The organism is Planctobacterium marinum, assembly GCF_036322805.1.
In the GTDB taxonomy this organism is placed as follows: domain Bacteria; phylum Pseudomonadota; class Gammaproteobacteria; order Enterobacterales; family Alteromonadaceae; genus Planctobacterium; species Planctobacterium marinum_A.
In genome coordinates, this window is the sequence record NZ_AP027272.1 from 906702 (window position 1) to 920365 (window position 13664).

The 13664-nt window shown below is 45.9% G+C and carries 14 protein-coding genes; 5 read left to right on the top strand and 9 right to left on the bottom strand.

What is annotated here, in order from left to right:
- Positions 1–13: 13 nt before the first annotated feature.
- The 5 genes from AABA75_RS04075 to rpsU all read right to left on the bottom strand — a co-directional run bounded on the left by AABA75_RS04075 (position 14) and on the right by rpsU (position 5238).
- The gene (locus tag AABA75_RS04075; RefSeq protein ID WP_338291246.1) at positions 14–523 is read right to left on the bottom strand and encodes an NUDIX hydrolase; all 510 of its coding nucleotides are present in this window, start codon (positions 521–523) and stop codon (positions 14–16) included.
- Positions 524–559: 36 nt separating this feature from the next.
- Positions 560–2392 carry an RNA polymerase sigma factor RpoD gene (rpoD, locus tag AABA75_RS04080; protein ID WP_338291247.1) on the bottom strand — a complete coding sequence of 611 codons (1833 nt, stop codon included), beginning with the start codon at positions 2390–2392 and terminating at the stop codon, positions 560–562.
- A 271-nt stretch (positions 2393–2663) separates the two neighbouring features.
- Positions 2664–4451, bottom strand: a complete 1788-nt coding sequence (dnaG, locus tag AABA75_RS04085) for a DNA primase (protein ID WP_338291248.1) — start codon at positions 4449–4451, stop codon at positions 2664–2666.
- A gap of 97 nt (positions 4452–4548) precedes the next feature.
- On the bottom strand, positions 4549–4995 hold the full coding sequence (locus tag AABA75_RS04090; RefSeq protein WP_338291249.1) for a GatB/YqeY domain-containing protein: 447 nt from the start codon (positions 4993–4995) through the stop codon (positions 4549–4551).
- A gap of 27 nt (positions 4996–5022) precedes the next feature.
- Positions 5023–5238 (bottom strand): 30S ribosomal protein S21, encoded by a 216-nt coding sequence (gene rpsU, locus AABA75_RS04095; protein ID WP_229528211.1) that lies wholly within the window; start codon positions 5236–5238, stop codon positions 5023–5025.
- Between the two features lie 226 nt (positions 5239–5464).
- Here rpsU and tsaD point away from each other — a divergent pair, with 226 nt between their 5' ends.
- Positions 5465–6502 (top strand): tRNA (adenosine(37)-N6)-threonylcarbamoyltransferase complex transferase subunit TsaD, encoded by a 1038-nt coding sequence (gene tsaD / locus AABA75_RS04100; RefSeq protein ID WP_338291250.1) that lies wholly within the window; start codon positions 5465–5467, stop codon positions 6500–6502.
- Between the two features lie 144 nt (positions 6503–6646).
- Here the strand turns inward: tsaD and plsY are convergent, their stop codons facing one another.
- Positions 6647–7219: a glycerol-3-phosphate 1-O-acyltransferase PlsY gene (gene plsY, locus AABA75_RS04105; protein ID WP_338291251.1), complete on the bottom strand. Its 573-nt coding sequence runs from the start codon at positions 7217–7219 to the stop codon at positions 6647–6649.
- Positions 7220–7307: 88 nt separating this feature from the next.
- On the opposite strand from plsY, the gene folB reads away from it, so the two are divergent.
- From folB to AABA75_RS04120, 3 genes are read left to right on the top strand one after another with little or no spacing between them, the layout of a single operon-like run.
- The gene (folB, locus tag AABA75_RS04110) at positions 7308–7688 is read left to right on the top strand and encodes a dihydroneopterin aldolase (RefSeq protein WP_338291252.1); all 381 of its coding nucleotides are present in this window, start codon (positions 7308–7310) and stop codon (positions 7686–7688) included.
- Positions 7685–8482: an undecaprenyl-diphosphate phosphatase gene (locus AABA75_RS04115; RefSeq protein WP_338291253.1), complete on the top strand. Its 798-nt coding sequence runs from the start codon at positions 7685–7687 to the stop codon at positions 8480–8482. Before folB ends, AABA75_RS04115 begins: the two co-directional genes overlap by 4 nt.
- Before the next feature lie 10 nt (positions 8483–8492).
- Entirely contained in the window at positions 8493–8855 is a 363-nt protein-coding gene (locus tag AABA75_RS04120; RefSeq protein WP_338291254.1) for a histidine triad nucleotide-binding protein, read from the top strand.
- On the opposite strand, the gene AABA75_RS04125 is transcribed toward AABA75_RS04120, so the two are convergent.
- Together AABA75_RS04125 and AABA75_RS04130 are read right to left on the bottom strand one after the other, a co-directional pair.
- Positions 8852–9613, bottom strand: coding sequence for an MBL fold metallo-hydrolase (locus AABA75_RS04125; RefSeq protein WP_338291255.1), 762 nt, complete (start codon positions 9611–9613; stop codon positions 8852–8854). The two genes, AABA75_RS04120 and AABA75_RS04125, sit on opposite strands and share 4 nt — an antisense overlap.
- Positions 9614–9721: 108 nt before the next feature.
- A complete protein-coding gene (locus AABA75_RS04130; RefSeq protein ID WP_338291256.1) occupies positions 9722–11401 on the bottom strand; it encodes a dipeptidyl-peptidase 3 family protein in 1680 nt (559 codons plus the stop codon).
- A 317-nt stretch (positions 11402–11718) separates the two neighbouring features.
- Here AABA75_RS04130 and AABA75_RS04135 point away from each other — a divergent pair, with 317 nt between their 5' ends.
- Complete coding sequence (locus tag AABA75_RS04135; RefSeq protein ID WP_338291257.1) at positions 11719–12555, top strand: HDOD domain-containing protein; 837 nt, start codon at positions 11719–11721, stop codon at positions 12553–12555.
- A 73-nt stretch (positions 12556–12628) separates the two neighbouring features.
- Here AABA75_RS04135 and rdgC read toward each other — a convergent pair whose 3' ends face one another.
- Positions 12629–13531: a recombination-associated protein RdgC gene (gene rdgC / locus AABA75_RS04140; RefSeq protein ID WP_338291258.1), complete on the bottom strand. Its 903-nt coding sequence runs from the start codon at positions 13529–13531 to the stop codon at positions 12629–12631.
- Positions 13532–13664: the final 133 nt, after the last annotated feature.

Below are 13664 nucleotides of genomic sequence, written 5' to 3' on the forward strand. Positions count from 1 at the left end.
CCTTTATATTGCTTTACTGACTGTCTTCTGGTTTGGTTTGATTAAACATATCCAGGTTTTCTATATGACGTTTGGGGTAGCGCCATTCGCTGGCCAAGGTATCAAATGGGTCGGTGAGCTTGATAAAGGCCACTTCGTGTTTAGACCAACCCGGCACCGGAAAACGTTCGATATCTTCACCCACATCTTCAGCCAGCTGGCACTGGTAAAAGCGGAATCCATTTTCTGCAACACCCAATAGCTTACCTACTTCAACGTTAAAACCCGTTTCCTGAAAGGTTTCTCGATGAGCAGTACATTGAGCAAGTTCACCTTCTTGAGCATTGCCGCCAGGAATATCTAAAGCACCGGTTTTTATGTTGCCCAGTGTTACCAGCTTGTCGTTAACTCGAATAAAGCAGCCGGCGTTGCCTTTAGCGTCATCCAGGAACTGGTCGTTGATACGGCAAATAGGATCTGCAGGCTTGGCGGTATCACATGCCCACAAAAGACCACATAAACTTAAAATCAGATAATTTTTCATTGCTATAAAAAAGGCGCTTAAAGCGCCTTTTCCTCATTATTGTTCGTCTAAGAAGCTTCGCAATTGCTCCGAACGACTCGGATGGCGTAACTTGCGTAATGCTTTGGCTTCGATCTGACGAATACGCTCACGAGTAACGTCAAACTGTTTGCCCACCTCTTCTAAGGTGTGGTCAGTATTCATATCGATACCAAAACGCATTCTCAATACTTTCGCTTCACGCGCTGTCAAGCCAGCCAAAACGTCTTGGGTAGCAAGCTTAAGGTTGTTATTGGTGGCAGAGTCGAGTGGCTGCACAATGGTGCTGTCCTCGATAAAGTCACCTAAGTGGGAATCTTCATCATCACCAATTGGAGTTTCCATGGAAATGGGCTCTTTAGCGATTTTCAGTACCTTACGGATTTTGTCTTCTGGCATTAACATGCGCTCTGACAATTCTTCCGGTGTGGGCTCGCGACCAATTTCTTGCAGCATCTGACGTGAAATACGATTGAGTTTGTTAATGGTTTCAATCATATGCACTGGAATACGGATGGTTCTGGCCTGATCCGCGATCGAGCGAGTGATCGCCTGACGTATCCACCAGGTTGCGTAGGTTGAGAACTTATAACCGCGACGGTATTCAAACTTATCAACCGCTTTCATCAAGCCGATGTTACCTTCCTGAATCAGGTCAAGGAACTGCAAACCACGGTTTGTATATTTTTTGGCAATGGAGATAACCAAACGCAAGTTGGCTTCCACCATTTCTTTTTTAGCTCTGCGAGCCTTGGCTTCACCGATAGACATGCGACGGTTGATGTCTTTGATATCATCAATCACGAGACCGGTTTCTTCTTCCACCTGATTGATCTTGCTGACACAGCGCTCGATGTCTTCTTGCAGGTTTTTCAGCATGGCAACGTAGGGTTGCTCGCTTTCCAATACTTCGTAGAACCAATCAAGAGAGGTTTCATTGCCAGCGAACTTACGGATAAAGTCGCGCTTAGGCATTTTGGCCTGAGCCACACAGTGCTTCATCACCAGACGCTCTTGTACGCGCACTCTGTCCATCATAGAGCGCATGTTCTTTACCATGCGATCAAATTGTTTAGGCACTAAACGAAACTCTTTGAAGACTTCGCTCAGTTTGGCAATTTCTTCTTTGGCTTTAGCATGAGCACGACCGTTTTTGGCAATGACGTCACGAGTCGCTTCGTATTGAACCCGCAATTCAGCAAATTTTTCTCGAGCCACTTCCGGGTCGATGCTGTTGTCTTCTTCCTCGTCGTCATCATCTTCGTCATCATCGTCGTCTTCATCATCCAGGTCTTCCTGGGATAATTCAGAGCCAATGTGGGTAGCAGTCGGGGCAACATCTTCCTCATTGGGGTCAACAAAGCCCAGAATAATGTCACTTAAGCGAATCTCTTCTGCTTCGTACAAATCCCATTGGTCCAACAGGTAGGTAATGGCTTCAGGGTATTCTGCTACCGAGCACTGTACCTGGTTAATACCGTCTTCGATGCGTTTGGCAATTTCAATTTCGCCTTCACGAGTCAGAAGTTCTACGGTGCCCATCTCGCGCATGTACATGCGCACAGGGTCGGTAGTACGGCCAATTTCACTCTCTACCGTGGCAAGCGCCTGCGCTGCTGCCTCTGCCACTTCTTCATCGGTAGTGGTTTCCTGCATTAACAATTCATCGGCATCCGGGGCGTTTTCAAACACCTGAATACCCATGTCATTGATCATGCGAATAATATCTTCAATTTGATCGGAATCTACGATATCTTGCGGGAGGTGGTCGTTTACTTCAGAAAAGGTTAAAAAACCTTGTTCTTTACCTTTAGCAATGAGGAGTTTAATCTGTGACTGCTTGCTTGCCATATGCTTCCACAATATAAATTTACTAGTTCAAGTGCACCGCATGACCGCATGAAATATGCTAGCGGAGCACTCCTGAAGAGGTTGCGCCATTGCGCGCGGAATTAGCGATTATAGCAGATAAAAAAGTGTACAATCTATGCTTTGTACAAAATTTGTTTTCAGTGACTGTTTATAATTCCTTACTGTGATGCAATAAGACTCTCCGCGCACTCTTTAATATTTGGTGTTAAATTCAGAAAATACAAGGTTTGACGAGCAAATTGTTGTGCTCTTATTGCGTCGCAACGCCTGTTCTCAATGCTTTGGTTAAGGCAACGATTTCTTGTTTTTCTTCAGCGCTTAATGGCTGCAATCTCGAAAGGGTGGTTAGCTCATCCAACCTTGCTTCCAGTTGCAGTTGAATTAATCGATTGATGTTGCCGCGATACTCCGCCACCAGATCCTTTCCAGGAGGCATTTCTTTGCTCATCATCTTTAATAGCACAGCGTAATGAGGATGTTCTCGAAAGCGCTCCAGAATCTGGATACCCATTACGCTTTGCTCTGCTACGCAAATCTTGTGAATGTCTCTCACCAGATTCATACCTGGCAGGTTGATGGCCATTAAGCTGTCTGAAGTCACTTCCGGTACTTGTTTAGCTACTTCGGGAGCATGCAGAAGTAAATGTAAAAGGCGACGGACCGGTGAATCGGACATTTTTTGATGTTTTTCGTAGTCGGCCTTTTGTGCTTTTAAGGTTACGTTTGCCTCAGCAATTTTTTTACTGGCCACGACACGGTCGTATTCGCCGGTGATCATGGCTAATTTTTCCATCAACATTTGTTGCTGATACTCACCGGGTACTTTTTCCAGCATAGGGATGGCTTGCGCTTTGAGACTGGCTTTACCCTCCAGGGTGGAAGGGTCGTGAGTTTGACGTAAATGCTCAAATAAAAACTCAGACAGTGGCTGCGCCGTTTTTAGTCGTTGCTCAAAGGCCTCTTTGCCTTCCTGGCGTACCATGGTATCGGGGTCTTCCCCGTCGGGTAAAAACAAGAACTTTAGCTGGCAGCCATCTTTCAACATAGGCAAGGCGTTTTCCAATGCCCGCCAGGCAGCGTCGCGACCGGCGCGGTCCCCATCATAACAACAGATCACTTCCTGGGTATTGCGAAACAGCAATTGGATATGCTCCGGTGTAGTGGCTGTGCCTAGCGCCGCAACAGCGTAATCAATACCAAATTGCGCCAGTGCTACTACATCCATATAGCCTTCAACGATGATCACTTTGTCGAGTTTGCGGTGAGCTTGTTTGGCTTGATAAAAACCATACAACTCAGAGCCTTTGTGGAAAATACGGGTCTCTGGTGAGTTCAGGTATTTGGGACCATCACCCTGCATAATCCGGCCACCAAAACCTATGACCCGGCCGCGTCTGTCGCGAATGGGAAACGTAATGCGATCCCGGAAAAAGTCATAGCGCTTTTGATTATCGTTTTGGTTCACCAGCTTCAAGTCGATAAGCTGCTGAACCGCGGGTTCATTACTGCCGAACTGACGCAAAACGCTATCCCAATCCGGAGGCGCGAAACCAATCTCAAAGGTTTTGACAATTTCACCACTAAGCCCTCGTCCTTTGAGGTACTCGATTGCTTGCTGTCCGGAATTATGAGCTTTTAGCTGTTGTGCATAGAAGCGAGCGACTCTATTCATCAGCTCATAGTCGTCTTGCAACTGCTGTTTCTGTTGTGGCGTTTGTGAGCGGAAGCTACCGCCGTCCTCTCTGGGCACTTCCAGATGATAGATACGGGCCAGTTCTTCAATGGCTTCCGGGAACTCCAGGCGTTCGTATTCCATTAAAAATGAAATGGCGTTGCCGTGAGCGCCACAGCCAAAACAGTGATAAAACTGCTTGTCGGGGGCTACCGTAAAAGAGGGGCTTTTTTCGTTGTGGAATGGGCAACAGGCCTGGTAATTACGACCGGCCTTTTTCAGGCGAACATAACTGTCAATAACCTCGACTATGTCTGCTCTGGCTAAAAGGTCATCGATAAAACTGCGTGGAATTCTGCCTGCCATTGTCGTTTTTTGTTGCCCCAAATAAACAAGCCGCACCTTGTATTAAGGTGCGGCTTGTGTCAAGTCGATATGCACGTTTGCAGTAAACTGCTGCGAATTATGCGCTAAGTTTTGCCTTAATGGCTTTGCTCAGTTCGCCCATGTCTGCGCGACCCTGTACTTTAGGTTTGAGCCAGCCCATCACTTTACCCATGTCCTGCATGCCACTGGCACCGGATTCGGTCATAGCTTCAGCGATTAAGGCGTCGAGTTCTTCACTGGTTAATGCCTGGGGAAGAAATGAGTGTATCACCTCCATTTCATTTCTTTCCTGTTCCGCCAGATCTTCGCGTCCGGCGTCTTCGAACTGCTGCATGGCATCTTTGCGTTGCTTCATCATTTTAGTGAGCACCGCCAATACATCAGCGTCTTCTAACTCGACTCTGCCGTCTATTTCTTTTTGCTTAATTTCAGCTAAAGCCATGCGAATGGTACCCAGACGTAATTTGTCTTTGGCGCGCATTGCTTCTTTTTGAGCTTCTTTAAGTGATTCTTTTAAAGACATAACTTGGCTTAAATTCGCGTTAACGGCTTAGTATAACTTGATACGACGAGCGTTTTCGCGAGCCACTTTTTTCAAGTGACGCTTTTTAGCAGCGGCTTTTTTGCGCTTGCGTTCCCAAGTTGGCTTTTCGAAGAACTCTCTACGACGAACTTCAGACAAAATACCAGCTTTCTCACAAGAGCGCTTAAAACGACGCAGTGCTACGTCAAACGGTTCGTTTTCTCTAACTTTAACGATTGGCATTAAAAATCACCTTTAATCAAAATCTTAACAATAATGTGCTTAAAAAATAGACGGCACGGTTAAAAATGGTGCGCAATTCTAATCATATCGCCAGGCAATGTAAAGGCCATGCTGACTATTTGTCCTGATAAATAATGGCCATTGATATCTTCTGCATGCAGAAAATTGGTTCTGGTGCCGGGTTTTCGGTAAACTGGCGACAATTTTAATGAGGTAATAGATAACTATGCTGGTTTTGGGAATTGAAACCTCCTGTGATGAAACAGGAATTGCTTTATACGATACTGAAAAGGGGCTGCAAGCTCACGCACTGTACAGTCAGGTCAAGCTGCATGCAGATTATGGTGGCGTCGTGCCCGAATTGGCCTCCAGAGATCATATTCGAAAAGTCGTCCCGTTAATTGAAGAGGCCATCAAAGAGGCGGGCGTGACGCAAAATGACATCGATGGCATTGCATACACCAGAGGACCGGGTTTAATTGGCGCATTATTGGTGGGTAGCTCTGTTGCTCGCAGCCTGGGGTTTGCCTGGAATGTGCCCACCGTTGGCGTGCATCACATGGAAGGCCATTTACTGGCACCGCTGTTGGATGATATCGATTTGGAATTTCCCTTCGTGGCCTTATTGGTTTCAGGCGGGCATTCCATGTTGGTAAAGGTGGATGCCATTGGAAGTTATGAATTATTAGGTGAATCGGTAGATGATGCCGCCGGTGAAGCGTTTGATAAAACTGCAAAGTTATTGGATTTGGATTATCCCGGCGGCCCGCGGTTGGCTAAATTAGCAGACAAGGGCAATTCGGAACGTTTTACCTTTCCCAGACCCATGACCGACAGACCGGGGTTACAGTTCAGTTTTAGTGGCCTGAAAACCTTTGCTGCCAATACTATCAGAGACCTGAAAGCAGCATCTGAGAGCGGTGAGTTATCTGAACAAGACAAAGCCGATGTTGCAGCTGCTTTCCAGGAAGCCGTTATCGACACATTATTGATTAAATGCAAACGGGCCCTCAAACAATGTAATGTAAAACAGTTAGTTATTGCGGGTGGCGTGAGTGCCAATGTGCAGCTGCGAGCGCAGGTGACGGAATTGATGAACAAACTCGGTGGCAAGGCGTTTTATCCTGCTCCGGCATTTTGTACAGACAATGGTGCCATGATTGCCTATGCTGGGGCACAGCGTTTATTGGCAGGACAAACCGATGAACTATCTGACCAGGTTTTACCGCGCTGGCCACTGGATGAGTTGGCTCCAATTAATTGATGGTATGCTGAATACTCAGCTTACTGCGTGTAAAGGGGTAACTGAAACGGACTCCGAACTAAGAGTTCTTTAGATTTTCGAAAACTTTGTTGTTTACAGAAGAAGCTTCTTATTTGATGTGGAATATGAGAATTCGGAAATCGCTCAGGTACCCAACTCGTTGCCGTCCCATAGGCGTCTGATGTTGGGCAGATGCCTGAGAACAATGGTGCAGCTCATTAAAGTGATGCTCATAAACCAAGGTGAGCTGATGGCAAAAGCCAGAATCGGGGCCAAGCATACGGTTACTATGGCAGCCACTGAGGATATGCGCAGCTTTTTCATTATAGCCAGCCAAACGATGATGAGCGCCAATCCCATTATCCACTCCAATGCCAAGATCACACCAAATGCGGTAGCGACGGCTTTGCCTCCTTTGAAACCAAAAAATAGCGGGAAGATGTGTCCCAGGCAGGCAAATACCGCGCACAAGGCCACCACCAATTCAGGTTGTTGCAAATAAATCGCCAGTAGGACTGGCAACATCCCCTTGAGCATGTCAAACACAAAGGTGGCCAGCGCTGGCCATTTGCCACCTAGTCTGTATACGTTAGTCGTACCCGGGTTCTCCGAACCCACACTTCTGGGGTCGGGTAAGCGCCAAAGCCGACAAATTAAAATCGCACTACAGACCGAGCCCAGATAGTAGGCCAGTACGGGGAGTAATACTGCTAACATAATGAATCCAAACTGCGGTTAGACAAAAAAAGATAAATCAGTATGATTCCTGCAATGTTTCAATGCTTGCCCATTATACGCTGTCATTATGGATAAAATCATTATCAACGGGTTACTTATCGACACCATTATTGGTGTTTACGACTGGGAAAGGGAAAAAAGTCAGAGAGTTATCCTCAATCTGGTACTTAAAACCGACTTAAACTTGCCTATGCAGTCGGATAATGTAGCCGATACCATTGATTACGCTGCGATAGTGCAGCGTATCGAAAAACTTGCTGAGCAACACCGACCGGAATTACTGGAGCGCTTTGCAGAATTGATATTTGCCGATTTGTTTTCACTTTTTCCATTAACTGAAATTCAATTGCAAATCCTCAAGCCGGATATTTTGCAACAAGTGGATACCATTGGCATTGAGATAACACGTACGCGAGAGTTATATGTGCCAAAAGGAGTCAAAGGTTGAGCACTTTAGAGATCATTATTCTGGCCTTAATCCAAGGCTTGTCAGAGTTTTTACCCATATCCAGTTCAGCACATTTGATTTTGCCGTCACAACTTTTTGGTTGGCATGATCAAGGGCTGGCATTTGATGTGGCCGTTCATGTGGGCAGTTTGTTGGCTGTCTTGTGTTATTTTCGCAAGGAGGTATTTCAGCTTACCGTGGGCTGGGGTCAATCATTGTCTGGTAAAGTAACTGATGATGGCAAACTTGCCTGGATGATCATTTTAGCCACGATTCCGGTGATTCTGGTGGGCTTTATGGTCAAAGACTATGTAGAAGGGTGGTTGCGCTCAGGCTATGTTATTGCCACTACCACTATACTGTTCGGGTTATTGTTGTACTGGGCGGACAAAGTTGCCAGCCGTCAGACAGAAACAGTGGAGTTAACCTGGAAAAAGGCGCTTATTATTGGTTTGGCTCAGGTTGCAGCCATTATTCCGGGGACTTCTCGTTCTGGGGTGACTATGACCGCAGCCTTGTTTTTGGGTATATCTCGGGAAAAATCTGCGCGTTTTTCTTTTTTGCTGTCTATTCCCACCATTCTTGGCGCTGGCACGATTTTAACTTACAAATTGGTTACCGGTGAGCATGCTGTAAACTGGGAAGAGTTGTTATATGGTGTGGTACTGTCTTTCATCAGTGCCTACATCTGTATCACCCTGTTTTTGAAATGGATATCCACGCTAGGTATGACACCATTTGTGATCTACCGTTTAATTCTGGGTATTGTGATTTTCGCGATCTTGTCTATTTGAGGGACTGAATATGTCTGAAACTATCTTTACCAAAATCATCAATAAAGAAATTCCGGCTGAAATCCTCTACGAGGACGATGAGGCATTGGCGTTTAGCGATATTAATCCGCAAGCCCCCATTCACTTTTTAGTGATACCGAAAAAGCCTATTGCTACCATCAATGATATGGAAGCCGCTGACAAAGCATTGGTCGGACACCTGCATTGGGTGGCGGCACATATTGCTGAGCAGCAGGGGTTTGCGCAGGAAGGTTTCAGAACTGTGATGAATTGCAACGAGCACGGCGGTCAGACAGTGTACCACATCCATCTGCACGTGTTGGCTGGGAAGCCTCTGGGTTGGCCACCTTATCAGGAAAGATTGAAGGTTTAGTTGGATGTGGCTTGCAGGCCAAATATCCGCGCTAATTTAGTTTTTACAGAGCGCCAATGGGTCGCTGGTCGCTCTGGCGCCTTGTTTTCCAGGTAATCAAAATCTTCGGCGGTTAATCTCACTTCGCCGCCATGGGCGAGTAGAATACTAGTTGGAGACAGGTGGCGAACTCGCTGTAACGAAGCTTTGTAACGGTTTGGGTAAAAAACTGGATAGGGTGGAATGAATCGTTGTTTCACTTTCACCATCAGGTCTGCCACGTAAACTCGATTGCTTGGCTGGTGCCATAGGGTTAGATCGCGATCGGTATGCCCTTGGGTGAACAGTACCTTCCACTGCTCAAAGCCCGGAATGGAGTCTCCGTCGTTTAGTGCAATATCCGGGGTAATGTAGGGCGAATACCAAATCAGACGGCGTCTCTTACGCATCCGGCCCGCCACCCAATGAGCCAGCAAAATATCGGTTAAATGCATCAGCAAACCATCGATGCCGCGATACCATTGACCGGGCACATTGGCACTGACAATCTGGGCCTTGCAAACTTGTCGCAGTGCCCTGGCACCGCCAGCGTGGTCGGGATGCATGTGGGTAACCACCACGATTTTTAAATCATTGAGCGGGCGGTGTAACTGTTTGTTGATAAAGTCACAAATGGTCCCAACGTCAGCACGTGATGCGCCATCTAATAGCATGAGTCCCCATGACTCTTCCACTAGCCAGATATCTTGAATGTAGCCTTCGATGCGATGCAACTTCATAACTATTAGGTGATGTTAATGATGATTAGTTCAACGAATTGTAGCAAGCAATGATGCGGATTCAAACGAGTGTTTGAATCCGCTTAATCGTTTAGTCGTTCAGAGTAATTAAAGACCCAATACCTTTTTACCTTGTGTAAAGGTAATGTCTACAGGAATATTGGCTTCAGACAAACGGTCGAGGTCGGCTTGCAGTGCGTCATCGATAATACCTTTTTCGGCTACCAGTTTTGCCACACCAGCATAATCACCATTGCCTTGCAGAGTGAGTATTAGCTCAGACAAGTTACTAACAGCATTTTGCATTTTTGCCATGTCCACTGAGTATTGGCCTTGGGCATTGCGACTAAAGGCCCCTTGCTCTTTAAAGTAGTTAAAGCGCACCATATTAGCTTTGCCATGAGCACTGGAAGCGCCAAATCTTACAGAGCGGAAAATACCAGCCATGAAGGTGGTGTAGTAGTCTTGCAATACGCCTTCCGTGATCTCACCTTTTTCCAGCAGTTGCTGAATCATATACAGGCCAAGGACATCAGCTTTACCTTCTTCCAGTGCCGAGGCATGTTCTTTCAGCGCCTGGCGCACTGTACCTTTGTCATTGATGGTGTTTTTGATGCCCAGGCCATGAGCTACCTCATGAAACATGGTATTGGCGAAAAATGCATTAAAGGTAATATTCTGGCGCTGCTCTGGCACAATGAGTTGTTCTGCAATTGGCACCAGTATGTGATCAAACTTAGCGCGCATGGCGTTTTTTAACTGCAAACGACGGGTGCCTTTAGAGAGTTGCACTTCTTCATCGTTAGGCAAGTTAATAGCAATGGTTTTGCTACCTGCGTTCGAGTGACCTGCATAGTAGATAACGTCGTAAGCATTGAGATCGGCATTGGCTCCCGGCGTTTCTTGTTTATACTGCTCTGGTACTGGTAAACCGCGCTGTAATTCAGGTAAGAACTGTGCGTATTTAGCCAGACGCTCACTCCATTGCAGATCTTTTATCAGTACATAAGACTCAAACGCAGCACGATAACCAAACAACTGATCTTCGTAAGTTTCAATGGGACCATAAACCAGTTCAATGGGATTGGTTTTCATGTCCATCCAGGCAAAGTCTGATGCCTGATAATCATCACTTAACAGAGCCTCGGCGCGCATATTCAGGTAGTTGGCAAACTCTTCATTGTCTGCAAGTAATGCCGCCTGCTTTAATAACCCTGCGGCGCGTTGCAATTGTACTTTATATTTTTCTGAATAAGGGGTTAATGTCAGCTCACCATTGTTGCGTTCAACAATGGAATAAAGGCCGTCTTTGCCGGTTTGTTGCCAGCTTTCAAACTCTGCTTTATCCATATCTGCAGGGTAGAATTGTGCGCCGTGAGATTTAGCTTCGACATGACTCAAGAAAGCTTTGTCACCATCCAGTCTGTCCCAAGGTCCATAATTAATCTCTGCAAATTTGCGTACTTTTTCATCTTTGATGGCGGAGATGAGTGCTTCTTTATCTGGACCATAAGCCTGTTGCCAGAATAGATCATCCATGATGACGGATGCATCTATCAGCACTGCCAGCATTTCTTTTTGGTTCTCAGACAAATGTGACAGGTCGGCCGTTAGCTCAACCTCTTTGTAAATATTCAAACGATCTTTGAATTCAGGTAAGAGTGCATGTTGTTCTGCGGGTTCTGGTGATGAGACAACGGCCCCAGTTTCCGGGGCGGGCTGACAAGCACTCAAAAGGCATACCGAGACAGCGCCAATCAAAGCACTAAGTGGATGTTTTTTAATCATAATTTTCTCTTTTTCTGCATTTTTATCGAAAAACCTGACATACCATCCGGCAACTTGGCACAAAAATCAAATTTAGCGCCCATTAGCTTATTAAAAAAAACAAATTAATTTGAGTCAGATCAGATAAATGCCTGGTGAATCGAAGAAAATAAATTAAACTCATGGTGAAGGGTGTTGATTTGACGAGACCTGTAGTTTCCTCATCCCAAAGTAGTATGGCAACGAAGTTATTGGTCACGTTAGCATAGTTCACCCGCTTATATTTATAATTCATCTGGCATCGATGTAATGCCCGGATACTTGGAAAAGGTTGGAAAATGTCCACTGAAAACGCATTGCTCACCATTCTGGTGGAAAAAATTAATAACGATACTTTGGTGCTACCAACACTGCCTGCGATAGCACTGAAGGTAAGAAAGGCGGCTGATGACCCCGAAATTAATCTTAACGCTATGGCGGAAGTGATTGGACTGGACCCATCGTTGTCAGCGCGGATCATTAAGATTGCTAACAGTGCCTATCTAGGACGCACTATAAAAGTAGAATCTTTGAACCAGGCTGTGACACGTATCGGCCTTACCCAAATCAAGAATATTGCCACCGCACTAGCTATGGAGCAGCTGTTTGTCAGTAAAAACGAAGTGGTTAAAGGTTATATCAATAAAATTTGGGATCGTACTGTGGACGTGGTGGCCAATGCGTTGGCATTGTTCCGCATCTACCAAGATGAAACCAAAGATCGTCGTTTAAACGTTGATACCCTGACATTGTGCTCTTTAGTACACAATATCGGTATTTTACCGATCCTTACCGAAGCAGAGCGCCATGAAGAAGTGTTTGCCAATCCCGCATTTTTGAATGTGGCGGTGCAAAAACTCTCTGGCCAACTGGGTGGAGCCATTACTAACGAGTGGGGCTTTGGTAAAGACTTTGTGCAAGTTGCAGAAAGTTGGCGCAATATGAAGGTGCAAACCGAGGCTGTGTCCTATCTGGATTTCGTGCGCATGGGAGCTGCGGTTGCCGGCCATGTTAACAGCCAGAAAGACGCCATCTTGAATATATGCATGAAGAAAAACATGATCAGCGATTTGGCGCTGGTGGAGAGTCCGGAATACAAAGAAATGAAAGAAACCGGGAAAGCGATATTTAGCTAGTTTAAACCAAACTATATATCCAACAAAAAAGGAACACAGCGTGTTCCTTTTTTACTTCTCAATCCGCTTGTTTTTAATCTTCTTCGTGCAGGTCAAAGGTGTCTTGCAAGTAGGCCACAAAGCGCACCAACTCTCCCGACATCAACGCAAAGTCTGCATCTAGCTTGGCTGCTTTTTGGTCTTTGGGGATGTCATCGTTTTGCTCACGCATAACATCGGTAAACTTAATGCGTTTGATGGATAAGTCTTCCTGCAAAATAGCCGTAAGCGTATCTTCCCATTTGAGGGCAATTTTCTGTACTGACTTGCCAGAAGCAATATGATTAAGCATCTCTTCCGAGGTCAGATCCTGGTTTTTACAGCGAATAATGCTGGCTTCTTCGGCCTCGTCTTTAAACTCTGCTTCGTCTTGTAATTCCAATCCTGCGGGCACCTTGTTGTCCGTTAGCCAGCTGGTGAGTTCCGCTGCAATACTGGTGCGTCCCAAGGGCACGACAGGCAATGAACCCATGGCTTTACGCAACATAGCTAAAAACGTTTCGGCTTTGCCATCTGCCGAAGCATCAACGAATACCAGGTTCTCTTTGGGACTGAACATGCCGTGCAGATAACTATTTTTAGTAAACGCCTGGGGCAATAAACGGTGAATAATTTCTTGTTTGAGATCTTGTTTTGCCTTTTTGCCCACGGGCGCGCCTGTTTCAGACTCGATTTGCGCCACTTTCTCTTCGAGTTCGGCGTTAACCACTGATGAGGGCAATAAGCGTTCTTGCTTTTTCAGTGTTAACAGAAAGCGGCCATTAGCCAGGTGAAACAGCTCCTGCCCACCTTCTAGCGGAGCCACCCAACCCATAGTGGCCAGTTCTTGTTTGCCGCAATGGCGAAAGGCCACTTCGGTGAGTTGTTGTTGTAAGTCTTCGGGGGAAACGTCAAGGGATTCGGTAATAGAGTAAACTTTTAAATTTTTAAACCACATTGTCTTCAACTTGTCAGTTGTCAAAACTTACTTCAGCTATCCCGCAGCTAAGTTTTGAGATGTAAAAAAAGAGGCAGGAGATTAGCAGGTCTGCACCTGCTGATCCAGTTTAAAAACCAAGGGGTAAATGTTG

What these genes read in the sequence shown, in the direction of transcription:
- plsY (WP_338291251.1), bottom strand. Translation starts at nt 7,219, where the DNA reads ATGTTAGCAGTATTACTCCCCGTACTGGCCTACTATCTGGGCTCGGTC.
- folB (WP_338291252.1), top strand. Translation starts at nt 7,308, where the DNA reads ATGGATAAAATCATTATCAACGGGTTACTTATCGACACCATTATTGGT.
- rpoD (WP_338291247.1), bottom strand. Translation starts at nt 2,392, where the DNA reads ATGGCAAGCAAGCAGTCACAGATTAAACTCCTCATTGCTAAAGGTAAA.
- AABA75_RS04075 (WP_338291246.1), bottom strand. Translation starts at nt 523, where the DNA reads ATGAAAAATTATCTGATTTTAAGTTTATGTGGTCTTTTGTGGGCATGT.
- AABA75_RS04090 (WP_338291249.1), bottom strand. Translation starts at nt 4,995, where the DNA reads ATGTCTTTAAAAGAATCACTTAAAGAAGCTCAAAAAGAAGCAATGCGC.
- AABA75_RS04130 (WP_338291256.1), bottom strand. Translation starts at nt 11,401, where the DNA reads ATGATTAAAAAACATCCACTTAGTGCTTTGATTGGCGCTGTCTCGGTA.
- tsaD (WP_338291250.1), top strand. Translation starts at nt 5,465, where the DNA reads ATGCTGGTTTTGGGAATTGAAACCTCCTGTGATGAAACAGGAATTGCT.
- rdgC (WP_338291258.1), bottom strand. Translation starts at nt 13,531, where the DNA reads ATGTGGTTTAAAAATTTAAAAGTTTACTCTATTACCGAATCCCTTGAC.
- AABA75_RS04135 (WP_338291257.1), top strand. Translation starts at nt 11,719, where the DNA reads ATGTCCACTGAAAACGCATTGCTCACCATTCTGGTGGAAAAAATTAAT.
- rpsU (WP_229528211.1), bottom strand. Translation starts at nt 5,238, where the DNA reads ATGCCAATCGTTAAAGTTAGAGAAAACGAACCGTTTGACGTAGCACTG.
- dnaG (WP_338291248.1), bottom strand. Translation starts at nt 4,451, where the DNA reads ATGGCAGGCAGAATTCCACGCAGTTTTATCGATGACCTTTTAGCCAGA.
- AABA75_RS04125 (WP_338291255.1), bottom strand. Translation starts at nt 9,613, where the DNA reads ATGAAGTTGCATCGCATCGAAGGCTACATTCAAGATATCTGGCTAGTG.
- AABA75_RS04120 (WP_338291254.1), top strand. Translation starts at nt 8,493, where the DNA reads ATGTCTGAAACTATCTTTACCAAAATCATCAATAAAGAAATTCCGGCT.